Origin of the sequence: Acidovorax sp. A1169 (assembly GCF_030704685.1) — a bacterium.
In the GTDB taxonomy this organism is placed as follows: domain Bacteria; phylum Pseudomonadota; class Gammaproteobacteria; order Burkholderiales; family Burkholderiaceae_C; genus Acidovorax.
Genome location: NZ_JAUZDX010000015.1, coordinates 1 through 25,451, shown reverse-complemented (window position 1 = coordinate 25,451; position 25,451 = coordinate 1). Strand labels below are relative to the sequence as shown.

Sequence of the window (25,451 nt, the reverse complement as noted above, 5' to 3'; positions counted from 1 at the left end):
TCAGCTCCAGTGAAGAATCAAGCCCTTGTGGGGCGGTTGGAAAGAAGAACGGTCGAAAGAGGGGGCACGGTCAGGTGCACGTGGGCCGGTTGGCCTTCGAGCGGCGTGGGCGTTGCATCCACTCCGCCAAAGTTGCCCATGCCGCTGCCGCCGTACGCTTCGGCATCGCTGTTGAGCAACTCATGCCAGTGCCCGGCCACCGGCACGCCAACCCGCAGTGCGGCGACAGGCTGCGGCGTCAGGTTGTGCACGGCCAGTACGATGTCGTCGCCAGCGCGGCGGATGAAGGCCAGCACGGTGGTCTGGTGCGGTGCCATGGGCGCCCAGGCAAAGCCTTCGGCATCGAAATCGTGCGCGTGCAGGGCAGGGCGCTCGCGGTAGGTGCGGTTGAGGTCGGCCACCCAGCGCGCCATGCCGCTGTGGCGGGCCTTGGCCCACAGGTGCCAGTCCAGCGTGCGCTCGTGGTGCCATTCGTCGATCTGGCCGAACTCACCGCCCATGAAGAGCAGCTTCTTGCCCGGGTGCGACCACATCATTCCGTAGAGCGTGCGCAGGCCGGCAAAGCGCTGCCACTGGTCGCCCGGCTGGCGAGACAGCAGACTGCGCTTGCCGTACACCACTTCATCGTGGGAGAGCGCCAGCACAAAGTTCTCGTCGAAGGCATAGACCATGGAGAAGCGGATATCGCCCTCGTGCCAGTGCCGGTGCGCATGGTCACGCTGCATGTAGCGAAGCGTGTCGTTCATCCAGCCCATGTTCCACTTCATGCCGAAGCCCAGGCCGTTGGTATCGACGGGGCGCGACACCCCGGCCCAGGCAGTGGACTCCTCGGCGATCACGTGCACGTCGGGGAACTCGGCGTAGACGGCGCAGTTCAGGTCCTGCAGAAAGCGCACGGCTTCCCAGTTCTGGTGCCCGCCATCGGCGTTGGGCACCCATTCGCCGGGCTTGCGCGAAAAATCCAGGTAGAGCATGGATGACACCGCATCCACGCGGATGCCATCGAAGTGGTACTTGCCCAGCCAGAACAAGGCGTTGCTGATGAGGAAGTCGCGCACCTCATAGCGGCCGTAGTTGAAGATCAGGCTGTTCCACTCGGGGTGGAAACCCTTGCGCAGGTCTTCGTGCTCGTAGAGCGCGGTGCCGTCGAAGCGTGCCAAGCCGTGCGCATCCGACGGGAAGTGCGAAACCACCCAGTCGAGCAGCACGCCTATACCGTGCTGGTGGAGGGTGTCCACCAGCACCATCAGGTCCTGCGGGTTGCCATAGCGGGCCGTGGGGGCGAAGTACCCAGTGGTCTGGTAGCCCCACGATCCATAGAAGGGATGCTCCGTCACCGGCATCAGCTCCACATGCGTGAAGCCCAGGGCGTTGCAATGGGCTGCCAGGCGCTGGGCGATGTCGCGGTAGTTGAGGAAGCGCCCGTCTTCCTGGCGCTGCCAGGAGCCCAGGTGCACCTCGTAGACGGACATCGGGGCGTCCAGCGCCTGCCGCTCGCCGCGAGCGGCCATCCAGGCGCGGTCGTTCCATTCATAGTCCAGGTTCCAGATCCGGGAGGCCGTGCCGGGAGGGTGCTCCTGCCGGGTGGCATAGGGGTCGGCCTTTTCTGCCCACTGGCCATGCGAATCCTGGATGCGGTACTTGTACAGGTCACCATGGCCGGCGCCATCCACGCGCGCGCTCCAGCGGCCCGAGCCGTCCTGTGCGCGCTGCATCGCCAGGGGCGCCCAGTTGCTGAAACTACCGATGACTTCGACCTGGCGGGCATTGGGCGCCCATACCGTGAAGGTGGTGCCTGTGGAATCCACATGGGCGCCCAGCACTTCGTAGTGGTGAAAGTGGGACGACGCGGCCGCCGAAGTGGCTGCGAAGGGAGTCGATTGCGCTGCGTCGTTCATGATGGAGGGGTTGTTGACCTCCATGTTCTGCTGCACTGCAATATGCGACCGCAAGACCGGTGCGCATGCGCTGGTAGGTATTTACCTACACGGTATTCGTGCAGAGGCGTTGCAAAAGGCGAGAGCCCTGATTTGCGGTAAAAAGTGCGCAGGAAAGGAAGCGGCTCGTATGCGCAGCCGATGTCGGGGACAGACGCTTCTTCAAGCGCCTATTGGCACCGGCACACACGAAGTTCACTGCGAGCCAGGTCGCAGCTGAATCGGAGCCGTACCCAGGTTTCCCGGGAAATTGCCAGGACCACCAAACGCCTCAGGACAACGCAGCCCAGGCGGACGACACTTCGGGGCTTCGCTGTCGGATGACCTGTTTGGCGACTTCGGCGAGCAGCGAGGCCCTGCCCAGACCGGTGATGGCGACCACGCGGGCGGGGGGGCTGCCGCGCTCCTGCGTGAACTGCACTTCCACCATGCCGGCGGCCTCAAGCACCCGAAGCTTGTCCACGCCTGCCTCATCGTTCACGTCGAACGGAAGCATCTCGACAGCGATCACTTTCAGGTACTCCATCGGCATAGAACCCCCGCATGGTTGGAGACAACGCATTCTGAACCGCAGTCAACGGGAGTCGGGCAACCATTCGCAACAGCCCTGGAGCGTGAGGGGTTTCGGTGCAGCGCAGCACAAAAAGGAAAGCCCGCGTTGAGCGGGCTTTCCGCTTGCAGTGATGCAAGTGGGGGGATGTCGACTGCGGTATCGACAAGCCAATGGTAAGCGGAAGCAGGGGCTCTGGCTGTAGGACGGCACCGCAAGGGGCGTGCGCTGATCACAGGGCCCAGGCTGGTGGCTTTTCCTGTGCGAGCAGCGCTGCGGCCAGGGCCGTATCGTCGCGATCACCCTGACTCTGGCGCATGAACGCCGGCAGAGCTGCCGCCATGCGCGCAAAAAACGTGTTCCGGCTGAAGGCCGTGCCCTCCAGGGCGCGCCCCGTTTCCTCCAGGACCCGCAAGGCGCCATTCCCTACGGCCTGCCGGGTGCGCAAGGCCAGGGTCATCGCCGCATCGCCAGGGTGGGCGTCGATCCAGGACGCGCTGTCGCGCAATACGGCCGCGGTACTGTTGACGACCACATCCACCCTGCCCAATGCTGCAGCGCGCATGGTATGCAGGGGATGGGTGGATGGGCATTGCTGCACCGCTGCATACAGCACCTGGGCCACCGCACGAATGCCACCGTGCCAACACGCAGCGATGCCGGCGCCTGCATGCCAGTAACCGCAGCGCCGCATGAAATCGCCTGGGGACCCGAGCATGATCGCGGGTGTGTTGTGGAAGGTCACATCAGCACTGCCGGTGTCCGCCATGCCCACGGCGTGCCAGTCATTTGTCTGGATTGTGACGCTGGGATCATCGAGCTCCACCGCAATGAGTTGCGGTTGCTGCCCGGGAAGCCACGCCGTAAGCAGCGCATGGCTGGCACCCAGGGCGCCAGCACACGAGGCCTTTGAGCCCGACAGCACGATGCCTGCAGCGCCCCGGTCTATGGCTTCGAGCCGCCGCCCTGGCGACTCGGCCGCCCACATGGCCCAGACCTCGCCGCGTGATCGGGGCTGACCGCCCAATTCACGCAGTATGGCCAGGGCGTCGGTATGGCTTTCGTACAGCCTGGCCAGCGACAGGTCGTGGCCGGCCACCAGGCTCAGCGCCTGCCAGCGCTCCAGCGTGCGGCCCGCGCCGGGCTGGGGCAGATCGGCCAATCCGTTGTCCACCAAGTGGCGCAACTGCCGGATCACCGGGGCAGAACCCATCGACGCCAGCGCGCCAGGCAAGGCCTGGGCGGTGCTGAAAAGGTTTTGCGAATCGGTCATCATGGCGGCACCTCTTGGCCAAAGGGGCCTGGCTGCGGGCAGCCGCAGTGGCAGGGATGACTGATCGTACGGATCGACCGGTTGCAGCCTTGTAGGAGGATGCAGATACGGCGCATAGGCGCCGGGAGCAATCGTTATGTGTCTGAATCAGTCGACCACCACCCCGGCATCGCGGATGACCTTGGCCCATTTCGTGGTCTCGCTGGCAATGAAGGCATCGCACTCCTGCGGGGTGGAGCCCTCGGCAAACGTGCCCATGCTCTGCTCCAGGCGGCGCGCCACCTCCGGGCTGCGGATGATGCGCGCGACCTCCGTGGACATGCGCTGCACGATCTCGCGCGGCACGCCGGCCGGCGCCAGCATGGCAGCCCAGGTGCTGCCGACGATGGCGGGATAGCCCTGCTCCGCGAAGGTGGGCACGTCCGGCAGCGCCGGCACGCGCTTGTCGCTGGCCACGCCGATCAGGCGGATCTTGCCGGCCTTGGCGGGCTGGATCAGGTTGGGCGGCGGGTCCAGGAACAGCGGGACCTGCCCGCCCATGAGGTCGGCCAGCGCAGGCGAGGCACCCTTGTACGGCACGTGCACCATATCGACCTTGGTGACCAGGCGCATGAGTTCGGAGGTCAGGTGGGCGGCCGAACCAGCGCCCGACGAGGCGAAGCTCAGCTTGCCAGGGTTGGCACGCCCATAGGCCACGAGTTCCGCCATGGTCTTGAACGGGGCATTCGTGGCGACGGCGGCCACCAGCGGCGAAATCCCCATCAGGGACACGCCCACCAGGTCTTTCTTCGGGTCGTAGGGCAGCTTGGGGTACAGCGTGGTGTTGGCCGCATAGGCGGCAATCACCACGGCAAAGGTATGCCCGTCGGGTGCGGCTTTGGCCACCGCATCCACGCCGATGATGCTGTTGGCACCCGGCTTGTTGTCGATGATGACCGGTTGCCCCAGCTGCTGCTGCAGCCCGACCTGCAGCAGGCGCGCCATCTGGTCGGTGAAGCCACCCGCCGTGTAGGGCACGACGATGCGTATCGGCTTGCTGGGCCACGCTGTGTTGGCCCAGGCGGGTGCCGCAGCGGCGGCGATGCCGGCCGTGGCGGTTGCCAGCAGACGGCGGCGGTTGAGGGGTTGGTTGTTGTGCATGCTTGTCTCCTGAAATGGTGAAATGTCGCTTCCGGTTGCGCTTTACAGCGCCTTGACCAGCTCCGGCACAGCGGTAAACAGATCCGCCTCCAGCCCATAGTCCGCCACACTGAAGATCGGCGCCTCCGCATCCTTGTTGATCGCCACGATCACCTTGGAGTCCTTCATCCCCGCCAGATGCTGGATGGCCCCCGAGATCCCGGCTGCGATGTACAGCTGCGGCGCCACGATCTTGCCCGTCTGGCCCACTTGCCAGTCGTTGGGGGCATAGCCGGCATCCACCGCAGCGCGGCTGGCGCCCAGGGCAGCGCCGAGCTTGTCGGCCAGCGGGGTCATCACTTCGTCGAACTTTTCCTTGCTGCCGAGGGCCCGGCCACCGGAGACGATGATCTTGGCGGCGGTCAGCTCGGGGCGGTCGCTCTTGGCGATCTCGCTGCCCACGAAGGTGCTCTTGCCAGTATCCGCCGTAGCGGCGGAGGCTTCGGTGGCGGCACTGCCACCGGTGGCGGCTGCCGGATCGAACCCCGTGGTGCGCACGGTGATGACCTTGGTGGCGTCGCTGCTCTGCACGGTGGCAATGGCGTTGCCGGCGTAGATCGGGCGCTCGAAGGTGTCGGGGGAGATCACCTTGGTGATGTCGCTGATCTGCGCGACATCGAGCTTGGCAGCCACGCGGGGGGCCACGTTCTTGCCGCTGGCGGTCGCGGGGAACAGGATGTGGCTGTAGTTGGCGGCGATGGCCAGCACCTGGGCGGCCACGTTCTCGGCCAGGCCGTGTTCCAGTCCGGGGGCATCGGCGTGGATGACCTTGGCGACGCCGGCGATCTGGCCGGCAGCCGTCGCCGCAGCACCGGCATTGTGGCCGGCGATCAGCACGTGCACATCGCCACCGCAGGCGATGGCGGCGGTCACGGTGTTGAAGGTCGCGCCCTTGACGATCGCGTTGTCGTGTTCAGCAATAACGAGTACCGACATTCAGATCACCTTCGCTTCGTTCTTGAGTTTCTCGACCAAGGCGGCCACGTCGGCCACCTTGACGCCGGCGCCGCGCTTGGCGGGCTCGGTGACCTTGAGGGTCTTCAGGCGGGGGGTGACGTCCACACCCAGGTCTTCGGGCTTGACGATGTCGAGCTGCTTCTTCTTGGCCTTCATGATGTTGGGCAAGGTGACGTAGCGCGGCTCGTTCAGGCGCAGGTCGGTGGTGATGACTGCGGGCAGGGTCAAGGCCAGGGTTTCCAGGCCGCCGTCGACTTCGCGGGTCACGCTGACCTTGTCGGCAGACAGTTCCACCTTGCTGGCGAAGGTGGCCTGGGGCAGGTCGGCCAGGGCGGCGAGCATCTGGCCGGTCTGGTTGGCGTCGTCGTCGATGGCCTGTTTGCCCAGGATCACGAGGCCTGGTTGTTCCTTGTCGACCAGGGCTTTGAGGATCTTGGCCACGGCCAGGGGTTGGAGTTCGACGTCGGTTTCCACCAGGATGGCGCGGTCGGCGCCAATCGCCATGGCGGTGCGCAGGGTTTCCTGGCACTGGGCCACGCCGCAGGAGACGGCGATGACTTCGGTCACCAGGCCTTTTTCTTTCAGGCGCACGGCCTCTTCGACGGCGATTTCGTCAAAGGGGTTCATGCTCATCTTCACGTTGGCGATGTCCACACCCGTTTGGTCCGACTTGACTCGGACTTTGACGTTGTAGTCGACCACGCGCTTGACGGCGACGATTGCTTTCATGGAATTCTTTCTGGGGTGGGTGGAAGGCTCAGCGGGCGAGGCCCGCCAGGCGTTCGTGGATCAGGGCATGGGCCTCGGCCATGGTCCGGTCGATCAGCTGCTGCACCGTCGGTACGTCGTGGATCAGGCCGGCGACCATGCCGCAGGACCAGGCGCCCGCGTCCATCTCGCCGCTTTGCATGATGCGCGGGTAGACGCCTGCGACTTCGGGCAGGATGTCCTCGAAGGTGATCGCCGCGCCCAGCTCGCGCTCTTTTTGCAACAGCCGTTCCACGGCGGCGTTGCTCAGCACCCGCTCGGTGTTGCGCAGCGGGCGCATGACCAGGCGCGTATCGAGCTCGCTGGCCGCGACGATGGCGCGCTTGACGTTCTCGTGCACCGGCGCCTCTTGCGTGGCGATGAAGCGCGTGCCCATGTTCATGCCCTCGGCGCCCAGCGCCAGCGCGGCCACGAGCGAGCGGCCATCGGCCATGCCGCCCGACGCGACGAAGGGGATGGTCAGTTCTTCGGCAGCCCGCGGCAGCAGGATGAAGTTGGGCACATCGTCCTCGCCGGGGTGGCCGCCGCACTCGAAGCCGTCCACGCTGATCGCATCGCAGCCGATGGCCTGGGCCTTGAGCGCATGGCGCACCGAGGTGCATTTGTGGATGACCTTGATGCCGGCCTCCTTGAGCGCAGGCAGCCATTTCTGCGGGTTGTTGCCCGCAGTTTCGACCACCTTCACGCCGCCGTCGATGATGGCCTTCACGTAGCCCGGGTAGTCGGGCGGGTTGACCGAGGGCAAAAAGGTGAGGTTCACGCCAAAAGGCTTGTCGGTCATGGCGCGGCAGCGCGCGATCTCGCGGGCCAGCAGCTCGGGCGTGCGCTGCGTCAGCCCCGTGACCATGCCCAGGCCGCCCGCGTTGGAGACCGCCGACGCCAGCTCGGCCAGGCCCACATGGTGCATGCCGCCCTGGATGATCGGGTGCTGGATGCCGAAGAGTTCGGTGATGCGTGTCTTCATGGCCGGGTCACTCCGAAGCGATGGACTTGTCGCGGATCAGTTGGCCCCACTTGGCATAGTCCTGCTGCAGGTGCTGGCCCATCTGCGCCGGGTCCTGGAAGCGGGCGATGGCCCCCGCATTGAGCAGCTTCTCCTGGGTTTCCTTCTCGGCCAGGATCTGCCGGATCTCGCTGGCCAGGCGCTCCACCACGGCCTTCGGTGTGCCCGAAGGCGCGAGCAGACCGCCCCAGGACACCGCCTCATAACCCTTGAAACCCTGCTCGGCGATGGTCGGCACATCGGGCAGCATGGCTACGCGCTGGGGCGAACCCACGGCGATCGCGCGCAGCTTGCCGGCCTTGATGTGGGGCAGGGCGGCCACCAGGTCGGCATACATCACTGGTACCTGGCCGCCGATGGTGTCGGTGATGGCCGGCACGCCGCCCTTGTAGGGCACATGCTGCATGTCAAAGCCGCCCATTTGCTTGAGCAGTTCCATGCTCAGGTGGCCAAAGCTGCCCGCGCCGGAGCTGGTGTAGTTGAGCGGGGTCTTCTGCGCCTTGGCGTTGGCGATGAGCTTGCGCAGGTCGGTCACTTCCGGCAGCTGGGTGGGGTTGACCACCACGACAATGGGCAGGTCGTACACCGTGGCCACGGGGGCGAAGTCCTTCACCGTGTCGTAGCCCGCCTTCTTGTACAGGTGGGGCGCCAGCAGGGTGGGGGTGGCCAGCATCATCAGCGTGTAGCCATCGGGCTCGGCCTTCATCACCTGCAGCGCAGCGATCGAGCCCGAGGCGCCGGGGAGGTTTTCCACCACCACGGCCTGCTTGAGGCGCTCGGCCAGCTTCTGCCCGACGATGCGCGAGGCCGTGTCGGTGGGGCCGCCAGCCGGGAAGGGCACGATCAGCTTGATGAGGCTGGCGGGCCAGGCGTCCTTGGCGCTCTGGGCCAGGCTGGTGCCCAACAGGCCCGTGCTGCCCAGTGCGGCCAGGCTTTGCAGGGCGGTGCGGCGGTTGAAATGCGTTGTCATGGTGTCGTCTCCGGGGTCTGTGATTTCAGTAGGCAAAGGTTCAGGCTGTCGGCGGAGCCTCGGGCAAGGTCAGCACGCCGCGCTGCTGCAACTGCTGCAATTGCTCGTCGTTCAGGGAAAGCAGCCGATGCAGCACCTCGCGCGTGCCTTCGCCCAGCGTGGGCGGGGCGTTGCGCACGGGCAGGCGCTGCCCGTCCAGGCGGTAGGGCGGTGCGAACACCGGCGTGGTGCCGGTCACGGGGTGGGGCATGTCCTGCACCAGGCCGCTCGCGCGCGTGCGCTCGCTGGTCAGGGCCTCGTGCAGGCCTGCGACCCTGCCGCAGGGGATGCCGGCCGCCGTCATGCGCTCGATCAGCACGTCGCGCTGGAGCGAGCGGATCATGGCGTTGAGCAGCGGCACCAGTGCCGGCCGGTTCCTGGCGCGCTCCACGTTGGTCGCAAAGCGCGGGTCCTCGACGATGTCCGGCCGCCCGATGACCTGGCGGCAGAACTTGTCGAACTGCGCGTTGTTGCCCACCGCGATGATCAGCGGGCCGTCCGCCGCCTCGAACATGCCGTAGGGCACGATGGACGGGTGGGCATTGCCGTAGCGCGCGGGGTCCCGGCCCAGCTGCAGCGCATCGAGCCCGTAGTAGCCCGTGACCATGATGCCGCAGTCGTACAGCGCCATCTCGATGAGCCGACCCTTGCCTGTGCGCTCGCGGCGGAACAGGGCCGCCAGCACGGCCTGGGCCGCATGCATGCCGGTCACCAGGTCCACCACCGCCACGCCGAACTTCAGGGGCGGCTGCTCGGCTTCGCCGTTGAGCGCCATGAGGCCGGCCTCGCCCTGGATCACCAGGTCGTAGCCGGGGCGTTTGGCCTCGGGGCCGCTCGCGTCGTAGCCGGCCACGGCGCAGTAAATGAGGTCGGGGCGGATGGCCTTGAGCTGCTCGTAGCCCAGGCCCAGCTTCTCGGCGCCGCCGGTCTTGAAGTTGTGGATCACCACGTCGCACTGCGGCAGCAGGTCGTGGATGATCTGCAGGCCCTCGGGGCTTTGCAGGTCCAGCGTGATAGACCGCTTGTTGCGGTTCATGCTGTTGTAGTAGGTGGTCTCGGTCTTGCCGATGCGCATGCCCCAGTCGCGCGTGTCGTCGCCGCGGCCCGGGTGCTCGACCTTGATGACCTCGGCGCCGAAGTCGGCCAGCACCTGGCCGCACAGCGGCCCGGCGAACACGCGCGACAGGTCCAGCACGCGCACCCCTTCGAGGGGCAGGTCGATTTCCTGGGACGGTTGTTGGTTGGTCATGGTTCAGTCTCCTTTTGGTGTCCCGGAAAATTCAGGCCTGATAAAACGACGTCAGCTGTGCTGGCCCAGCGCCATGTATCGCGCCAGGTGGTGGTCTTCGTCGCCGAGCTGATGGTCGATCATCACGAGCCGCTTGGCATAGTGCGACAGCGGCAGCTCCCAGGTCATGCCGATGCCGCCATGCATCTGGATGCTCTCTTCAGACACCAGGGTGCCGATGCGGCCGATGGTGAACTTGGCGGCCGACAGCGCGCGCTCGCGCACCACGCGCTCGCCGTCCATGGCCGCAGCGGCGTTGATGACGGCCGAGCGCGCCTGTTCCACCTCCAGCAGCAGGTCGGCCATGCGGTGCTGCAGCGCCTGGAAGCTGCCGATCGGCACGCCGAACTGTTTGCGCGTCTGCAGGTATTCAAGCGTGTCCTTCTTGGCCACTTCCATCGCGCCCAGCGCTTCGGCGCACAGTGCAAGCACGCCCCAGCCCACGGCCAGCTCCAGCGTGGCAAAGCCCTGGCCTTCGGCGCCCAGCAGCGCGTCGGAACCCAGTTGCACCTGGTCGAAGCTGAAGTCTGCGGCGCCCCCGCCGTCGATGCGGCCGTAGCTGCGGCGCACCACGCCCGGCACATCGGCGGACACGAGGAACAGCGAAATGCCGTCCTCGCTGTCCACCGCGCCTGCGGTGCGGGCCGATACCAGCAGCAGTTGCGCCTCTCCACCCTGCAGCACCACGGCCTTGGCGCCCGAAAGTGCCCAACCCTTGTCGTTGCGCACCGCCTGCGTGGCCACGCGCGCCAGCTCGTAGTGGCTGCCCGGTTCGTCATGCGCCAGCGCGGCCACGGTGCTGCCGTCGATCAGGCTGGCGATGCGCTCCTTCTGCGCGGGCGTGCCAGCCGTCGCCAGGGCGCGCCCGACCATTAGGGCCCCGAGAAAGGGCTCCACCACCAGGCCACGGCCCAGGGCCTCGAAGACCACGGCGATATCGAAGCCGGCACCGCCAAAGCCCCCATCGGCCTCGGGGAAGAGCGCGCCGATGGCGCCCAGCTCGGCAAACTGGCCCCAGAGGGCCGGCGACATGCCGGTGCTGCCATAGGCAATGGCGTTGCGGGTCTCCATGGGGCACTGCCCGGCCACGAAGCGGTCCAGCGTGTCCGCCAGCATGCGGCGGTCTTCGGTGTGTTCAAAGTTCATCGCATCAGCCTCACAGGCCCAGGATCATCTTGGAGATGATGTTCTTCTGGATTTCATTGGAGCCGCCGAAGATCGACAGCTTGCGGTAGTTGAAGTAGTTCGCCGCCACCGTGGCCGCCTCGGCGGGGCCTGCGGATGCGTCGGCCACATCCTGGTACTGCGCCTCCTCGATGTAGGGCAGGGCATGGGGGCCCATGGCGCGGCGGATCAGCGACAGGATTTCCTGGCGGATCTCGGTGCCACGGATCTTGAGCATGGAGCTCTCGGCCCCGGGCACGCCGCCACCGGCCACGGCGGCGATCACGCGCAGGTTGGTGGTCTTCATGTTCTCCAGGTCGATCTCGACCTGGGCCATGCGCGCCGCGAACTGCGGGTCCTGGGCCAGCGGGCGGCCATTGCGCTGCACCTTGGCGGCGATGACCTTGAGCTTTTCGAGCGCGGCCACCGAGAAGCCCACGCCGGCGATGCCGGTGCGCTCATAGGTCAGCAGGTACTTGGCGTAGGTCCAGCCCTTGTTCTCTTCGCCCACCAGGTTCTCGGCCGGCACGCGCACGTCGGTGAAGAACACCTCGTTGACCTCGCTGTCGCCATCGAGCGTGCGGATGGGGCGCACCTCCACGCCCGGTGTGTCCATGTCCACCAGCAGAAAGCTGATCGCCGCCTGGGCCTTGGCCTCGCGGTCGGTGCGCACCAGGCAGAAGATCATGTTGGCGTGCTGGCCCTGGGTGGTCCAGGTCTTCTGGCCATTGACGATGTAGTGCTCGCCCTCTCCATCCGATCCGCGCACGGCCGTGGTCTTCACCGAGGCCAGGTCCGAGCCCGCGCCCGGTTCGGAATAGCCCTGGCACCACCAGTCGGCACCGCTCAGGATGCGCGGCAGCCAGTACTGCTTTTGCGCCTCGTTGCCGTATTTGATCAGCACCGGGCCCAGCATGTTGAGCCCGAACGGCACGATGCGCGGCCCGCCCTCGACGGCGCACTCGGTGTCGAAGATGAACTTCTGCACCGCGCCCCAGCCGGGGCCGCCGTACTGCGCGGGCCAGTGGTTGGCCAGCCAGCCGCGCGCGTTGAGGATAGCGTGCCATTCCTCCTGGTCGGCCTTGGTCAGGCGCTGCCCGGCCTTGACCTTGTGCGCCAGGGCGGCAGGCAGTTGGTCTTTCAGAAAGGCCTGCACTTCTGCGCGGAAGGCCTGCTCTTCAGGGGTGAATTGGAGATCCATGTCGTGCCTTGCTTCAGAATATTTCAAACAGGCCTGCCGCGCCCATGCCACCGGCGATGCACATGGTTACCACGCCCCATTTGGCCTTGCGGCGCCGGCCTTCGAGCAGGATGTGGCCGGCCAGGCGCGCGCCCGTCATGCCGAAAGGGTGGCCGATGGAGATGGCGCCGCCGTTGACGTTCAGCCGCTCCATGGGGATGCCCAGACGGCGCTGGCAGTAAAGGGCCTGCGATGCGAAGGCCTCGTTGAGCTCCCACAGACCGATGTCTTCGACCGAAAGACCGTGGCGCGCCAACAGCTTGGGCACCGCGAACACCGGGCCGATGCCCATTTCATCGGGTTCGCACCCGGCCACGGCCATGCCGCGAAACGCGCCCAGTGGCTGCAGGCCCAAACGCTCCGCTTCCTTGGCCTCCATCAGCACACAGGCCGACGAACCGTCAGACAGCTGCGAGGCATTGCCGGCCGTGACGAACTGGCCGGGGCCCTTGACGGGTTCGAGTGCCAGCAGGCCTTCGAGGGTGGTGCCCGGGCGATTGCAGGTGTCGCGCGTGGCCACCACCTCGCGGTAGGTGACTTCGCCCGTGTCCTTGTTCTTTTCGGCCATGCGCGTGGCGCACGGGATGATTTCATCGTCGAACAGGCCAGCCGCCTGCGCGGCCGCCGTGCGCTGCTGGCTTTGCAGCGAGAAGGCGTCCTGGTCCTCGCGCGAGATGCCGTAGCGCTGGGCCACGACGTCGGCGGTGTCGATCATGGCCATGTACAGCGCAGGCTTGTGCTCCACCAGCCAGGGGTCCATGTCGCTGGGCAGGTTGTTGCCCGGGCGCATGCCCGAGATGGTTTCCACACCGCCGGCAATCATGGCCGGCACGCCTTCAGCCACGATGCGGCCGGCTGCAATGGCGATGGACTGCAGGCCCGAGGCGCAAAAGCGCGTGACCGTGGTGCCCGCCACCGACAGGGGCAGCCCGGCGCGCAGCACGGTCTGGCGGCCCAGGTTGCGGCCCTGGAAGCCGTCGGGGTTGCCGCAGCCCAGGATGAAGTCCTCGAACATGGCGGGGTCCACACCCGCGCGCTCGACGGCCGCCGTGACGGAGAACGCGGCCAGCTGGGCGGCCGGCGTGGCATTGAATTCGCCGCGGTGCGACTTGGCCAGCGGGGTGCGGGCGGTGGAAACGATGACGGCTTCGCGCATGGTGGTTGTCTCCTGGTTCAAGCGGGTTGGTTCAGACTGTCGAAATTGCGGCCCTCGGCCACGAGCTGTTCGAGCAGGGCGGCGGGCTTCCAGAACAGCGGGTCGTCCTGGGCGAACTCGCGGATGTCGGCCAGCACCTGGGGCAGGCCCTGCATGTCCGCCCACTTCATGGGGCCGCCGCGAAAGCGCGGAAAGCCGTAGCCAGACAGGAAGGTCACGTCCACATCCAGCGGGCGCAGGGCGATGCCCTCGGCCACCACCTTGGCGCCTTCGTTGACCATGGCGGCCATGTAGCGGCGCATGATCTCGTCGGCGCTGAACGGGCGCGGCACCACGCCTTTTTTGGCGCGCTCGGCATCGACGATGGCCTGCACCTCAGGATCTGGCTGGCCCACGCGGGCGCCCTCGGGGTAGAGATAAAAGCCCCGGCCGGTCTTCTGGCCGAACCAGCCGCGCTCGCAGATACGGTCGGCAATCTCCACGTAGCGTGCCTTCTGGTCGCGCGTGGCGGCGCGGCGCTTGCGCGTGGCCCAGCCGATGTCACCACCGGCCAGGTCGGTCACCTGGAAGGGGCCCATGGGGTAGCCGAAGGCGCGCACGGCGGCATCAATCTCGTACGGGCTGGCACCGTCTTCCATGAGGTAGTCGGCCGCCTGCTTGTACACGGCCAGGATGCGGTTGCCGATGAAGCCGTCGCACACGCCGGCACGTACTGGCACCTTCTTGAGCCGTTTGGCCAGTTCGAAGGCGGTGGCCACCACGTCGGCGCTGACCTGGGCCGGCACCACGATCTCCAGCAGCTTCATGATGTTGGCGGGGCTGAAGAAGTGAAGGCCGATCACGTCCTGCGGGCGCGCGGTGGCCGCCGCGATGGCGTCGATGTCCAGGTAGGAGGTGTTGGTGGCCAGCACGGCGCCGCTCTTGCACACACGGTCGAGCTCGCGGAACACGGCCTTCTTGACCTCGATGTCCTCGAATACCGCTTCGATCACCAGGTCGGCGCCTGCGATGTCCTCGTAGCGGGTGCTGCCGGTGTAGCGCGCCATGGTGGCGGCCTTGGCCTCGGGGGCCATGTGGCCCTTGGCGACCAGGGCGTCGTAGACCTTTTCCACATGGGCTCGGCCGCGCGCGATCGATTCCGCGTCGCGCTCGATCATGGTCACGGGCAGGCCCGCGTCCAGCGCCGATACCGTGATGCCGGCGCCCATGGTGCCGCCGCCGATCACGGCAATGGAGGTGATGGGGCGCGGCGCGGCGGCCTTGGCCTCGGGCACCTTGGCGACTTCGCGCTCGGCAAAGAAGGCGTGGATCAAGCCGGCGCGCTGCGGGCTTTCCAGGCAGGCGAGGAACTGGGCGCGCTCGAACTGCATGCCTTGGTCAAAAGGCATGTCCAGCGCGGCCTGCACGCAGTCGATGATCTTCATGGGCGAGAACAGGCCGCGCGCGGCCTTGGCCGTCTCGGCCCGGAGGGCATCGAGTTCGGCCTGAGCGGCGGCCTTGTCGGCCAGGCGCCCTGCCTGGGCGCTGGTGGGGCGCACCGGCGCCTGGCGCGCCAGCAGTTCGCGCACGTAGGCCAGCCCGGCGGCAACGGGATCGTCGCCCTCAGCCACCACATCCACCAGGCCTGCCGCCAGGGCCGCCTGGGCACCCAGGTGCTTGCCGTTGAGCATGAGTTCGGTTGCGGCCTTCACGCCCATGAGGCGCGGCGCGCGTTGCGTGCCGCCGGATCCGGGCAGCAGCCCCAGCAACACTTCGGGCAGGCCCAGTTCGGCGCTGGGCAGCGCCAGACGGTAGTGTGCCGACAGGGCCACTTCCAGGCCCCCGCCCAGCGCCGCGCCGTGGATGGCTGCCACCACCGGCTTGCTGCAGGCCTCGATGGCCTGGCAGACCTCGGGCAGCGCCGGTGGCACGGGCGGTTTGCCGAACTCGCGGATGTCGGCCCCGGCGATGAAGGCCCGGCCATCCCCCACGATCAGCACCGCCTTGACCTCTGCATCGGCCTCGGCCTGGGCGATCGCCGCCAGCAGCCCCTGGCGAACCGCAGCGCCCAGGGCATTGACGGGCGGGTTGTAGATGCTGACGCGCTGCACGCCGTCATGCAAGCTTGAACGAACGACGGAAGCCGGAAATTGAAGGGTCACGCGCATGTCTCCATTGGGGGCTTGAATAGCAAACCGGGATTCTTGCGGTGACAATGATTTATAACAATCCCAGCTTGAATTGACAGACTGTCAAAATTTTTGAAACAATCGACCGATGGACTCCCATTCTTTGGCCTTGCTGGTCGAAATCATCGACAGCGGCAACCTGAGCCAGGCCGCGCGCAAGCTCAAGGTGTCCCGCGCCAATGTGAGCTACCACCTGACCCAGCTCGAAAAATCGGTGGGGGTGCAGCTGGTGCGGCGCACCACACGCCGGGTCGAGCCCACCGAGGTGGGGATGCGCCTTTACGAGCACGGCCGCAGCATCCAGAACGAGATGCTGGCCGCGCGCGAAACCATCGCCACCCTGGGGCAGGGGCTGCAGGGGCGGGTGGGCATCAGCGTGCCCAGTGGCTACGGGCAGATCGTGATGAGCGATTGGCTGATCGAGTTCAAGCGCCTGTACCCGGGCATCGTGCTCGACGTGCTGTTCGAGAACCGCGCCGACAACCTGCGCGACGAGGTGGACATCGCCATCCGCGTGATCCAGGAGCCGCCGCTGTCCCTGGTAGCGCGCAGCCTGGGCACGGTGCGCTACATCGCCTGCGCCTCGCGCGCCTTTGCACAGGAGCACGGCCTGCCGCAGACGCTGCTGGAGCTGCGCAGCGCGCCGCTGATCACCGCTGGCGTGACAGGGCGCCAGTTGCGCCTGAGTGCCTACCAAGGCGAAGAGCGGCAGGAGCTGTTGCTGGAGCCCACGCTGATCTCGGAGCATTTTCCGTTTCTGCGCCAGGGCATTCTCGCGGGCCTGGGCGTGGGCCTGGTGCCCGACTACGTGGTGAAGGACGCCATCGAATCTGGCGAGGTGCTAAGCACGCTGGACGATTACCGCCTGAGCATCTTCGGCACCCGCATGCACCTCTTGTACATGCCCAACCGCCACCAGACACGCGCCGTGCGCCTGTGCATCGAATTTTTGCTCGACAAGGCGCGTGCCGCGCAAGGGGAAGAGGGGGAGGGCGCATGAATACCACCAGGGCAACGCCGTTTTCGGGCTTCGACCTGCCCGGCTTCTGGGAAGACAGCGACTACGCGCGCAGGGAGTATGTGGAGCCACCGCCCACGCCAGAGACCATCGCCGCCGTCGAGGCGGAGTTGGGCTATAGGCTCCCGGCCAGCTACATCGCGCTCATGCAGTCGCAAAACGGCGGCATTCCCGTCCGGGGCTGCTTTCCCACCCCAACGCCGACCTCCTGGGCTGAAGACCATGTGGCGATCAGCGCCTTCAAGGGCATTGGCTTCGCACGGCAGTGGAGCCTGTGCGGCAGCCTGGGCAGCCGTTTCAAGATCGAAGAGTGGGACTACCCGGACATCGGCGTCTACTTCGGCGACTGCCCCTCTGCGGGCCACGACATGATCGCCCTCGACTACCGTGCCTGTGGGCCGTCCGGCGAGCCCGCAGTGGTGCATGTCGACCAGGAAAGCGACTACCGCATCACGCCGCTCGCACCGGATTTCGACACCTTCGTGCGCAGCCTCGTGCATGAGTCCAAGTACGAGGAAGACCCCGAGGACGTGAAGAAGGACGCGCTGGAGCACGTGCGCAACGCCCCTTTCATCACGCGGCTGCACAGGCTGTGCGAGCAGTGGCCCGATCCGCGCATGCCCGTGGCCATCCGCCGCCTGGCCGAGGCCATCGTGCAGGACAAAGGCTATTTCGCACTGCATGCGGACGCGAACTCGCACCTGTTGTACGCAGCGCAGTTTCTGCTGCTCAGCCACAGCCGGCCGGTGCGGTCGATGGAGGGGTTCCTGCAGTCCTACCCAGGCGTCATCGCGATGGTGGGCGGCGCGCATTTAGGTACCGGTGGCTGGGCACCGGGCTTCGTGGAGGACTGGTTCCAGGCGCGCGTGGGCACCGGCGAGCTGGTGCAGACCGAGGGGCAGTGGCACTTCAGTGCAGATTTCCGGGCTGCGCTGCTGCGGCAACTCGTCGATGCCCGCCAGGAGACCGCATGATAGGCCCCACGCGCACCACCCGGGCATTCGCCGCAATGCTGGCCAGCGTCTCCGTCCATTCTTGCGCCCAGGCCGAGCCAGTTGCTACCGTCCACGTCGCGGCCTGCGGGCTTGAATTTGATCTGCCGACCGGCTACAGGATCACGCGGCCCAAGCGCTCCGCAGATGGGCGCGATGGCCGCGCTTGTGCGTTCTACATCGTCAAGATCCGGCCCGAGCCTGCGCCGCGCGGCGAATGCAAGGGCAGGGAGGAGGGCGGCCAGCCACCCTACAAGGTGTGCGACTGGATGGTCGATACCGGCCCTGCGCCGCCCAGCGTTCAGGTGGCGCGTACAAGGTCTGGGGGCACTGCGCTGCTGGACTCGTTCACGCTTGCAGAGGATGGCCGCTGGATGGTGCCGAATGCACAGGCCGGCGACCAGCCCGCGACAGCCGCCGACTTTTGCGGCAAGCCTGCATGGAAGGGCGAAACCGTCGTGCGCATGTTCTGGGGGCGAACACGCACCAAGAACTACACCGAAATCTATGCCGGCTCGGGTGGCGCCGATGTCACGCTGGTGCCGCTCGCACCCGATCTCTTCGTGCAATTGCAAGACCCGCCCATCGACGCGGCCGGCGAATTTTCGGCATTCTGTTCCAGCTTGCGCCTGGGCGCACGCGCGCAGGATCTTCCGTAGCGCTGGTCGTCGCCCCCATCAACCCTGGGGGTCTTCTTCTTCCAGCAGCCGAGCAGCCTGGCTGGCGTCCGAGACCCGGAAATACCCCAGCAGGCTTGCCACGCTGCGATGGCCCGTCATGGCCATCGTGTCGGCCATGGGGACTTTCTGGGTGGCGGCCTCGGTCACGAAGCCGGAGCGAAGCGAGTGTGCTGAAAACCCATCGGGCAGCCCGGCCGCCCGGGCACGCTCCTGAACGATGTCCCGCACGGCGGCGGCCGACAGCGCCTCACCGAGCATGCCGCCTTTTCGCACCCGCCTGAAAATGGCCCCTTCGGTGATGCCCGTGGCCGCCAACCATGCCTGCAAAGCCTCGCCCGCCATCCCCTGGATGGGTTTGTGGTTCTCCGGCCGGTCTGAACCGGTCTGGTTGGTCTTGGAGTGGGCGAGGGTGTAGATGAACGAGGCAGAACCGCTTTGCCGCAGGTGCCTGATTTGCGCCGACGCGACCTCCGAGCGCCGCCGACCGCCGCTGGCGAAGGCAAACAGCAGCAGGGCGCGATCGCGCAGCCCTTTGAGGGTGGCGGCATCGCAGGTCGCCAGGATCGCCATCAGCGGATCCTTGGTCAGTGCATTCTTTTTCTGGGGCAAGGCTCCCCGCTTAGCGTAGGCACGGCGCGTCTTCGACAGCAGCTCACGCACCTGGGCATCCTGGCAGGGGTTCTTCATGTCCCGCACCTGGTGGGCCTTGGACAGCACCGACACGCGGTGCACCAGGGTGCTGAGCGCCATCGGCCCCAACTTGCCCTTGAAGCCCGCTTCGACAAGCACCGCATCGATGGCCTGCGGCAGCTCGTGGGCCAGCCCCTCGGCAGTCGTCCTTTGGGCATGGTCGACGATGAACTGAAGCACGGCGCTCGGCGGCAGTGGAAGCGTGATTGGCAGGCCATAGCGCACGTTGAACCAAGCAGCCCAGTAGCGCAGGGCCGATCGGTAGCTGGCCAGGGTGTTGGCAGACTCGCCTTCGCGCATCAGCTGATCGACCGCAAGCGCCGTCATATCCGAGAGCACGCCGGGCTCCAGCGCGGCATGCGTTTTGAGGGCTGGCAATCGCATGGGTGTCCCTTCAGGCTAAATTTTGCATTTATCGCACATATGATGTATTGTTTACTATTAATTTAGCAATTTACCCACGATAAGCTTCTATTATCGTGGGTAATTTCAGGAAGTGGAGTGGGGCGATGCAAGCGAAAAGTGTGAGGGGTCCGCGCGGCGTTCAGATGGATGAGGTGTGGGCCGCTGCGGACGCAGTTCTCGCCCTGGGGGAGCGCCCGACCATCGAGCGGGTGCGCCTGCAACTGGGCCGCGGCTCGCCGAATACGGTGGGGCCCATGAGGCGGGTGAGGTAATTCTTTGTCACCGGTTTGCTCGTCTCTCCCAGTGAGTTCACGGGCATCACATGTTCCTGTCAAATGAATTACCTGGATTTTTTGTGAGGTAAATGGTTGTACAAGCCGTGGGGGGCTTGCGGCGAACGCAGGGTAGGTGTATCACTGCAGCTTCATGGGAAAAGGACGGTTTCAGCCGTTGTTCTCGATGGACGCAAGTCAAGCCAACGCGATCAAAAGTCGCGCACCTTTCCGGCCGAGCCGGGCCCTCAGGTCCGCTCTTAGAGAGCGGGGCAAGTCCGTTGGGTCCATCACGTACTTCTACAGCTCCAAGAACAGCAAAGACATTCTTTTCAGCACTGAGCTTGAGTTCGCCTGCGGCGTGCTCCTTGAGGCAGATGAGGGCGTTAAAAGTTACGAAGTCGACGCTGGGCTTATCACACGCCAACTCGAAGAGCTCGGGTACGTCGGAGAGATGCCCGATGCCGTAGTTGCAAGGTGGGGATCAAGACGTCAGTTCTTGGAGATCCGTCGATCCAAATCTGCGCAGCCAATAAGTGCACGGTCCTCGCGTGAACAAAGGCGCGTCGCAGCTGATGCCGTTGGGGCAGATTGGGATACTTTCGATGACAGTTGCATGGAAGCGAAGGCCAGAATTTTTCATGACTGGATCCATGTTGCTGCAGTACTTGACCAGACTCGCCTTGAAGTGGAAGCACGATGGGACTTTCTGAGCAAGAAGCTTTGCCTCGCTTGCTCAAGACCCACCACCCTGGGTGGTCTGCAATCCCTCGGACTTGAATCGTGGGACGTAGTTTTCGCCGCGGTCTTCCGCCTCGTACAGCAAGCTGTGCTTTCGACCGATCTTGATATCAGTCCTCTTAGTCCGGCGACGAAGATCAGATTGCGGGGTGCTCTGCATGCCAAGTAGACAGATTGCGCCCGAGTTGTTGGACTTTAATTTATGGCCGACCGTGGTCACCGAAGGCTTTTCGCCCGAAGAGCTTTCTCGATACACGCGACTTGAACATGCGATCGAAGACGCATGCTGCGGAAAGACTTCTGCGGAGATATTTGCTGAGTACAAAGTCTCGCGAAGTCTTCTCGCCTACCATTTAGATAGGTGTACCACTTTTCATTCGGATGGCAGGCTCCTGGGGTTTCGCGCATTAGTGAAAGGCATGGGACGTAAGAATTATAAAGCCTCGGCTCAAGATCGGAAAGTTACGACCGAAGGGGCAGGATATGCAGGATCATTTCAGCAACTACTTTCTGAATTCAAGAAAACCAACTCTTGGTTGGAATCACAGCTGCAGGGTAACGGGTCGTCAAAGGCAACTCCTGCGGGCATCAATGTGGCGGTGCTACATCAGGAATTTATATCAAGATTAAGAAAGGAGGGTTGCTCAACAGATCGCTATCCTTTTCAAACACGCAGGCATGGGTATGAAGCACTGGTGGCTTACGTCCGAAAGAAAATACAGGATGGAAATCCTGCTCTAGCCAATTTGAAATATGGTGAGACAGCAAATCAGGCCACAGGAAGAAACTCCATAAGCGTAGCGTTGACCCGGCCTTTACATTGTTTGGCAAAAGTGGCGTACGATGAGTACCAGCTTCCAGCTATCGGAACCATGGTCATAGTTGTCGACGGAACTGATGTTGAAGTACCTCTAAGTCGCGCGTACTTCTGCCCCATAGTTGATTACAAAAGCGAGGCAGTGCTAGGTTACTCCTGGTCTATTTCAGAAAGATTCAAATCAGCCAATTTACTGGAGGCGTTTGAATGCGCAATAAACCCTCCGCAGCAGAAAATTCACCCTGCATTTGAAAGTATTAAATCACTTGAAGGTGAAGGTCTTCCTGCATCTGTAGTTCCAGAAGCGAAAGGTCGTCGCATCGCAATACTCTGTCTTGACAACCATCTCACACACATTTCAAATTCAGTTGTTGTCGGACTAAGAAGGAAAACCGGAGTTATTATTACCTATGGCAAAGTTCACAGCTGGATTGAGCGAAATGTCGTAGAAAGGCTTTTCTCAGAGCTTCAACAGAATCTGAGAAGAATTGCATCGACTACAGGTAGCGGCCCCACTGACCCAAACGTTCGGGATCCGGTTGGGAAATCCATTAGAGACAGAATTCGAATGGCTGATTTGATTGCAGTAATGGAAAAACTGGTCTCTCGGCACAACGCTCGGAGAAGGAGGGCACTTTTTAACGCTACTCCCAATGAGCTTATTGCTGCAGATTGGGCTAAGAACTCCAGGTTGCAGATAGTACCTCTATACAAGGAGAGTTTCATGTCTAATCCGAGCTTGGCCGCTGAGTCAGAATGGGTGACTGTAAGGGGGGACCGCTCGACACATAGAACACCCTATATTCAGCTGGACAATGTGGCCTATACCAATGACATTTTGAGGCAAAGTTGGGCTCTGATTGGTACAAAGCTCAACGTCCAGATTCGCGGTGACTATCGCACCGTTCGCGCATTTCGTGAAGACGGCACCGAATTCGGAGTCTTGAGCGTGAGTGGGGGATGGGCAGTTCGCCCTCACACGCGTGAAACACGAAAAGAAATTAATCGATTGTATAGCGCGGGACTTTTTGCATATAGAGCTGATGATCCCATTCTTCACTACCAAGAGTATCTGGCCAGTAAAGCGCTCAAAAGCGTCAAAGGCAAAAAATCGCCAAAGATTGTTCAAGAATCCAATGCTTTGGCACGCACGTTGGCACACTCCAGCAATGATGAGGAATCCGATACTTTGAAATATGAAGCAAAATCGGGTGTTCTTGTCAAAGATACATCGGTCAAGCCCAAAGGGCGTCGTGATTTTTTCTCCTCAGGCAATAGTTAAAGGTGATAATCATGGCGCTTGAACCATTAAATGAATCGCAAGGAAAACCACTGAGACATAGGGCTAAGACTGAGGGTGAAATATTCGGCCGATTAATAGATGAAAGCGTTGATAGCTTAGAGAATGCGCGCGCTCAAAAATTTGCGGTGACAGATCTAGAGTCTCTGCAAGCGAGGATTTTTCTTACTCCAATGCATCCTATGCTGGAATTAAGGTACTACATTGAGACTGAACAGTCTTCTGATTTTTACAGTATTGCCTACGATCACATCTTTGCTAGAAAAAGTGGGCTTTATTTTATGGGTGAGCATCGAGTGGGTAAAACTCGCGCCATACTAAATGCTATTGATCGACTTTTCGAAGACATGCCTTCGATTGCCGTTTTCTATCATACCGCCGAAAGACAGTTGCGCCAGACCAAGGCATCATTTTGTTATGACCTTTTAAAGTCTTTTAAATCCTTCGCTTCAAGCAAGACCAATTCAGTGGATCGCCTGCCGAGGTTCTTAATCACAGAGGCGGTAAAAGCTGGAAGTCGGACTTGTGTGATTTTTATTGATGAAGCTCAGATGCTTACGGTAATGCAGATGAGGTATCTATTGGAGGTTTGGAATCAGCTTGCCAAGGAGGGCTTCGTTTTGGTAACAGTTCTTGTTGGGCAAAAAGGGCTTGATTCACTTAAACAGTTGACAAATGAAGAAGATCAAAAAGCGGTAGTCGCGAGATTTTTTGCCAAAGGGTGTTCAATTGGAGGTCTTCACTCAATTGATCAACTGCGCAATTATCTTGCAGCATTTGATGACAAACTTGTTTACCCACCAAACTCACAGTGGACATATTCTCGGTTTTTTTGCAAGCAGGCCTACGATAATGGATGGCGCCTTGTTGGTGAAGCAGATTTTCTTTGGGATGCTTTATTGCATTTGACAAACCCTACTAGCAAAATGCTGAAATTTTCGGGTTTCAAGCTAGCGTTCATAAACGATGCCATTCATTCATTCCTCATCGACTCCATGAGCGTGGATATGAAAAAGTTCAAAGGCTCACCTAAAATTTGGCTTGATGCGGTCTCTGCTGCCGCCACCAGCGACTTGTTAATCGGCAATGGACTATCCTGAATTTGATACGCAGATGACATGGAGCGTGGGCATTGTCTCCCGCTTTGAGAGTGATTGGATGGCGTGCCATCGTCTACTTGCGCTTAACGCGATGGATGGCGAAGATTTATGGAAAGTACTCCATGGAGATAAGCATGCTCCCAGATACAGCCATCAAATTGCATCTGAGCGCTTTCGTGGAGAGATGCAGTATGCTAGCTTTTTAAAGAAATTCGCGCAGCACTTTCATGCTCGATCATTGGAACAGTGTTTTGGCAAAAAAAATTCAGAACTAATGTTGAAGGTGGATTTCATTCGTTTTTGCCCACTCTGTCTCAGGCAAGCATTCCATTCTCCAATTTTTCAGATTGCCAGCATTGCAAAGTGCCCTCTGCATATGTGCGAACTTAGAACCAGCTGCGTTATTTGTGGGCATCATCTCGGAAAACCAAAATTCGATCAAGCAGACTTCAGGGCGCCTATGTGCTGCGCCGCCTGCTTTGAGCCCTTTATAAGAGGGCCAGCGATTGGAAGGATTGCATCAGGCCCATCGCGTGGAGCTAAGATTTTCGATTCTGTGGAGAGGGATATCTCTATTCTGAACTCATGGCAGTACTATGAAACGAGGTCACTGCATGGGGAGCCCTGGCAGCCAGTGGACTATCAAGCTATCTGCGACGGTCTAAAAATTTCAACTAATCTTCCAGATAGAAAATTCACGAAAACGTTTGATGAGCGTCTTGTCAAAGTGGAAGAATGGGGCCGAATTAGTAATTTTCATAGGCCACCATTGAACGTTGAAAAGTCTGAGCTTTCTTTGAACGATGACCTCGAACATCTATCCAAAGTGACAAAGTCGATTGGTCGCCATCTCCGCCGCCGCCTGCGTGAAATTTGCAAACATCGCTATCCATTAACCATCAATTGGGAGCGAGACAACAGGCTGTATGCAGTCAGCCCTGTGTTACGCTTCATGCATTCGGATTGCCCGTGCTGTGCTCTTATAAATCAGTGGTGCGCCTATTCTGGAAAAATAATTTCGTTGCGAAATATTGCACGAGGGTATGGCAAACCGGTTTACGACAACTACAACTATATGCGCCGCACTTACCTTCTTGAAGCAAATGCATATGCACAGGCACTGATTTCATCTTTTACTTGGTTTGCTGTAGCATTGGTTAATCGTCTGACCCACAACAATGATTCAAATCATATTTATTGGCTTGAACGCGAGTACTACAAAGTTGAAAATCAAAAAAAAGACAATAACTTCTTATTAAGTGCACATCGCTTCAGCATGTGCATCCATGGGTATGTGTTCGAGCGCCAAGGCAAGGAATGCATGTACAGATATTCGCTTAAATTCGCCATGCACGAAATGAGGGTGTGCTTTAGCAAAAGAAATTCCCTAGAAAAATCGTTCAAGAGAAGAGAGTTTGACAATAGAGGGATGAACAATCAGTGGTATACGCAAATGTGGGACGATTTGCATACTCTGCGTGATCTGAGGTGGAGCTTCAATAAATTCAAGAACTCCATCCTTTGATCTCCTATATTCTATATATAGAAAATTAGTAAATTCCCTCTACTTAAAATCCCTACTCTCTAATCGCCCCAACCGCCCCAGCCACGGCGTGAGGTCTACCAGCCGATCCGCAATCAGGTTGCACACCGCTCCATTGCGCTGCCACATGCCCTTCACCGCCAGCATGCGCGACTCTAGCAGCGCCTGGCGCTGGTTCTCGCGCACGCTGCGCCACACGAT

21 protein-coding genes and 1 pseudogene are annotated in these 25,451 nt (G+C 62.2%); 7 read left to right on the top strand and 15 right to left on the bottom strand.

Annotated elements, in window-relative coordinates; translation table 11 throughout:
• Positions 1 to 17: 17 nt before the first annotated feature.
• From glgB to QYL93_RS21735, 13 genes are all read right to left on the bottom strand, one after another.
• A complete protein-coding gene (glgB, locus tag QYL93_RS21795) occupies positions 18 to 1,922 on the bottom strand; it encodes a 1,4-alpha-glucan branching protein GlgB (RefSeq protein ID WP_305745620.1) in 1,905 nt (634 codons plus the stop codon).
• Positions 1,923 to 2,208: 286 nt separating this feature from the next.
• Positions 2,209 to 2,469, bottom strand: a complete 261-nt coding sequence (locus QYL93_RS21790; protein ID WP_305745619.1) for a hypothetical protein — start codon at positions 2,467 to 2,469, stop codon at positions 2,209 to 2,211.
• Positions 2,470 to 2,719: 250 nt separating this feature from the next.
• Positions 2,720 to 3,760, bottom strand: a complete 1,041-nt coding sequence (locus tag QYL93_RS21785) for an acyl-CoA dehydrogenase (protein ID WP_305745618.1) — start codon at positions 3,758 to 3,760, stop codon at positions 2,720 to 2,722.
• 147 nt (positions 3,761 to 3,907) lie between these two features.
• Complete coding sequence (locus tag QYL93_RS21780; protein WP_305745617.1) at positions 3,908 to 4,900, bottom strand: tripartite tricarboxylate transporter substrate binding protein; 993 nt, start codon at positions 4,898 to 4,900, stop codon at positions 3,908 to 3,910.
• A gap of 42 nt (positions 4,901 to 4,942) precedes the next feature.
• The gene (locus tag QYL93_RS21775; protein ID WP_305745616.1) at positions 4,943 to 5,875 is read right to left on the bottom strand and encodes an electron transfer flavoprotein subunit alpha/FixB family protein; all 933 of its coding nucleotides are present in this window, start codon (positions 5,873 to 5,875) and stop codon (positions 4,943 to 4,945) included.
• Entirely contained in the window at positions 5,876 to 6,625 is a 750-nt protein-coding gene (locus QYL93_RS21770; RefSeq protein WP_305745615.1) for an electron transfer flavoprotein subunit beta/FixA family protein, read from the bottom strand.
• A 28-nt stretch (positions 6,626 to 6,653) separates the two neighbouring features.
• Complete coding sequence (locus QYL93_RS21765; protein WP_305745614.1) at positions 6,654 to 7,628, bottom strand: nitronate monooxygenase family protein; 975 nt, start codon at positions 7,626 to 7,628, stop codon at positions 6,654 to 6,656.
• 7 nt (positions 7,629 to 7,635) lie between these two features.
• Positions 7,636 to 8,637 (bottom strand): tripartite tricarboxylate transporter substrate binding protein, encoded by a 1,002-nt coding sequence (locus QYL93_RS21760; protein ID WP_305745613.1) that lies wholly within the window; start codon positions 8,635 to 8,637, stop codon positions 7,636 to 7,638.
• 40 nt (positions 8,638 to 8,677) lie between these two features.
• On the bottom strand, positions 8,678 to 9,925 hold the full coding sequence (locus tag QYL93_RS21755) for a CaiB/BaiF CoA-transferase family protein (RefSeq protein WP_305745612.1): 1,248 nt from the start codon (positions 9,923 to 9,925) through the stop codon (positions 8,678 to 8,680).
• A 51-nt stretch (positions 9,926 to 9,976) separates the two neighbouring features.
• Positions 9,977 to 11,110 carry an acyl-CoA dehydrogenase family protein gene (locus QYL93_RS21750; protein WP_305745611.1) on the bottom strand — a complete coding sequence of 378 codons (1,134 nt, stop codon included), beginning with the start codon at positions 11,108 to 11,110 and terminating at the stop codon, positions 9,977 to 9,979.
• Positions 11,111 to 11,120: 10 nt separating this feature from the next.
• Positions 11,121 to 12,329, bottom strand: coding sequence for an acyl-CoA dehydrogenase family protein (locus QYL93_RS21745; RefSeq protein ID WP_305745610.1), 1,209 nt, complete (start codon positions 12,327 to 12,329; stop codon positions 11,121 to 11,123).
• Positions 12,330 to 12,342: 13 nt separating this feature from the next.
• On the bottom strand, positions 12,343 to 13,524 hold the full coding sequence (locus QYL93_RS21740; RefSeq protein WP_305745609.1) for an acetyl-CoA C-acyltransferase: 1,182 nt from the start codon (positions 13,522 to 13,524) through the stop codon (positions 12,343 to 12,345).
• Between the two features lie 17 nt (positions 13,525 to 13,541).
• The gene (locus QYL93_RS21735; protein WP_370877018.1) at positions 13,542 to 15,671 is read right to left on the bottom strand and encodes a 3-hydroxyacyl-CoA dehydrogenase NAD-binding domain-containing protein; all 2,130 of its coding nucleotides are present in this window, start codon (positions 15,669 to 15,671) and stop codon (positions 13,542 to 13,544) included.
• A 109-nt stretch (positions 15,672 to 15,780) separates the two neighbouring features.
• Between QYL93_RS21735 and QYL93_RS21730 the strand changes: the two genes are divergently transcribed.
• Genes QYL93_RS21730 through QYL93_RS21720 form a run of 3 tightly spaced genes read left to right on the top strand, consistent with a single transcriptional unit; the run spans position 15,781 to position 18,361 of the window.
• Positions 15,781 to 16,692 carry a LysR family transcriptional regulator gene (locus QYL93_RS21730; protein ID WP_305745607.1) on the top strand — a complete coding sequence of 304 codons (912 nt, stop codon included), beginning with the start codon at positions 15,781 to 15,783 and terminating at the stop codon, positions 16,690 to 16,692.
• On the top strand, positions 16,689 to 17,684 hold the full coding sequence (locus tag QYL93_RS21725) for an SMI1/KNR4 family protein (RefSeq protein WP_305745606.1): 996 nt from the start codon (positions 16,689 to 16,691) through the stop codon (positions 17,682 to 17,684). The genes QYL93_RS21730 and QYL93_RS21725 overlap by 4 nt, the downstream gene beginning before the upstream one ends.
• 35 nt (positions 17,685 to 17,719) lie before the next feature.
• Positions 17,720 to 18,361: a hypothetical protein gene (locus QYL93_RS21720; protein ID WP_305745605.1), complete on the top strand. Its 642-nt coding sequence runs from the start codon at positions 17,720 to 17,722 to the stop codon at positions 18,359 to 18,361.
• 18 nt (positions 18,362 to 18,379) lie between these two features.
• Here QYL93_RS21720 and QYL93_RS21715 read toward each other — a convergent pair whose 3' ends face one another.
• On the bottom strand, positions 18,380 to 19,456 hold the full coding sequence (locus QYL93_RS21715) for a site-specific integrase (RefSeq protein WP_305745604.1): 1,077 nt from the start codon (positions 19,454 to 19,456) through the stop codon (positions 18,380 to 18,382).
• A 125-nt stretch (positions 19,457 to 19,581) separates the two neighbouring features.
• Here QYL93_RS21715 and QYL93_RS21710 point away from each other — a divergent pair.
• The 4 genes and pseudogenes from QYL93_RS21710 to QYL93_RS21695 form a co-directional block, all read left to right on the top strand.
• Positions 19,582 to 19,734: pseudogene (locus QYL93_RS21710) on the top strand (DNA-binding protein); the annotation flags it as partial.
• 1,175 nt (positions 19,735 to 20,909) lie between these two features.
• On the top strand, positions 20,910 to 22,589 hold the full coding sequence (locus QYL93_RS21705) for a hypothetical protein (protein WP_305745603.1): 1,680 nt from the start codon (positions 20,910 to 20,912) through the stop codon (positions 22,587 to 22,589).
• An 11-nt stretch (positions 22,590 to 22,600) separates the two neighbouring features.
• Complete coding sequence (locus tag QYL93_RS21700; protein ID WP_305745602.1) at positions 22,601 to 23,707, top strand: ATP-binding protein; 1,107 nt, start codon at positions 22,601 to 22,603, stop codon at positions 23,705 to 23,707.
• Complete coding sequence (locus QYL93_RS21695; RefSeq protein ID WP_305745601.1) at positions 23,694 to 25,232, top strand: hypothetical protein; 1,539 nt, start codon at positions 23,694 to 23,696, stop codon at positions 25,230 to 25,232. Before QYL93_RS21700 ends, QYL93_RS21695 begins: the two co-directional genes overlap by 14 nt.
• 39 nt (positions 25,233 to 25,271) lie before the next feature.
• Here the strand turns inward: QYL93_RS21695 and QYL93_RS21690 are convergent.
• Positions 25,272 to 25,451 (bottom strand): hypothetical protein (locus QYL93_RS21690; protein WP_305745600.1); only part of this gene is annotated, 180 nt, incomplete at its 5' end.

Excerpts from the sequence above, each read along its gene's own strand:
- glgB (WP_305745620.1), bottom strand. The coding sequence starts at position 1,922 with ATGGAGGTCAACAACCCCTCCATCATGAACGACGCAGCGCAATCGACT.
- QYL93_RS21790 (WP_305745619.1), bottom strand. The coding sequence starts at position 2,469 with ATGCCGATGGAGTACCTGAAAGTGATCGCTGTCGAGATGCTTCCGTTC.
- QYL93_RS21785 (WP_305745618.1), bottom strand. The coding sequence starts at position 3,760 with ATGACCGATTCGCAAAACCTTTTCAGCACCGCCCAGGCCTTGCCTGGC.
- QYL93_RS21780 (WP_305745617.1), bottom strand. The coding sequence starts at position 4,900 with ATGCACAACAACCAACCCCTCAACCGCCGCCGTCTGCTGGCAACCGCC.
- QYL93_RS21775 (WP_305745616.1), bottom strand. The coding sequence starts at position 5,875 with ATGTCGGTACTCGTTATTGCTGAACACGACAACGCGATCGTCAAGGGC.
- QYL93_RS21770 (WP_305745615.1), bottom strand. The coding sequence starts at position 6,625 with ATGAAAGCAATCGTCGCCGTCAAGCGCGTGGTCGACTACAACGTCAAA.
- QYL93_RS21765 (WP_305745614.1), bottom strand. The coding sequence starts at position 7,628 with ATGAAGACACGCATCACCGAACTCTTCGGCATCCAGCACCCGATCATC.
- QYL93_RS21760 (WP_305745613.1), bottom strand. The coding sequence starts at position 8,637 with ATGACAACGCATTTCAACCGCCGCACCGCCCTGCAAAGCCTGGCCGCA.
- QYL93_RS21755 (WP_305745612.1), bottom strand. The coding sequence starts at position 9,925 with ATGACCAACCAACAACCGTCCCAGGAAATCGACCTGCCCCTCGAAGGG.
- QYL93_RS21750 (WP_305745611.1), bottom strand. The coding sequence starts at position 11,110 with ATGAACTTTGAACACACCGAAGACCGCCGCATGCTGGCGGACACGCTG.
- QYL93_RS21745 (WP_305745610.1), bottom strand. The coding sequence starts at position 12,329 with ATGGATCTCCAATTCACCCCTGAAGAGCAGGCCTTCCGCGCAGAAGTG.
- QYL93_RS21740 (WP_305745609.1), bottom strand. The coding sequence starts at position 13,524 with ATGCGCGAAGCCGTCATCGTTTCCACCGCCCGCACCCCGCTGGCCAAG.
- QYL93_RS21735 (WP_370877018.1), bottom strand. The coding sequence starts at position 15,671 with ATGCGCGTGACCCTTCAATTTCCGGCTTCCGTCGTTCGTTCAAGCTTG.
- QYL93_RS21730 (WP_305745607.1), top strand. The coding sequence starts at position 15,781 with ATGGACTCCCATTCTTTGGCCTTGCTGGTCGAAATCATCGACAGCGGC.
- QYL93_RS21725 (WP_305745606.1), top strand. The coding sequence starts at position 16,689 with ATGAATACCACCAGGGCAACGCCGTTTTCGGGCTTCGACCTGCCCGGC.
- QYL93_RS21720 (WP_305745605.1), top strand. The coding sequence starts at position 17,720 with ATGCTGGCCAGCGTCTCCGTCCATTCTTGCGCCCAGGCCGAGCCAGTT.
- QYL93_RS21715 (WP_305745604.1), bottom strand. The coding sequence starts at position 19,456 with ATGCGATTGCCAGCCCTCAAAACGCATGCCGCGCTGGAGCCCGGCGTG.
- QYL93_RS21705 (WP_305745603.1), top strand. The coding sequence starts at position 20,910 with ATGGGACGTAAGAATTATAAAGCCTCGGCTCAAGATCGGAAAGTTACG.
- QYL93_RS21700 (WP_305745602.1), top strand. The coding sequence starts at position 22,601 with ATGGCGCTTGAACCATTAAATGAATCGCAAGGAAAACCACTGAGACAT.
- QYL93_RS21695 (WP_305745601.1), top strand. The coding sequence starts at position 23,694 with ATGGACTATCCTGAATTTGATACGCAGATGACATGGAGCGTGGGCATT.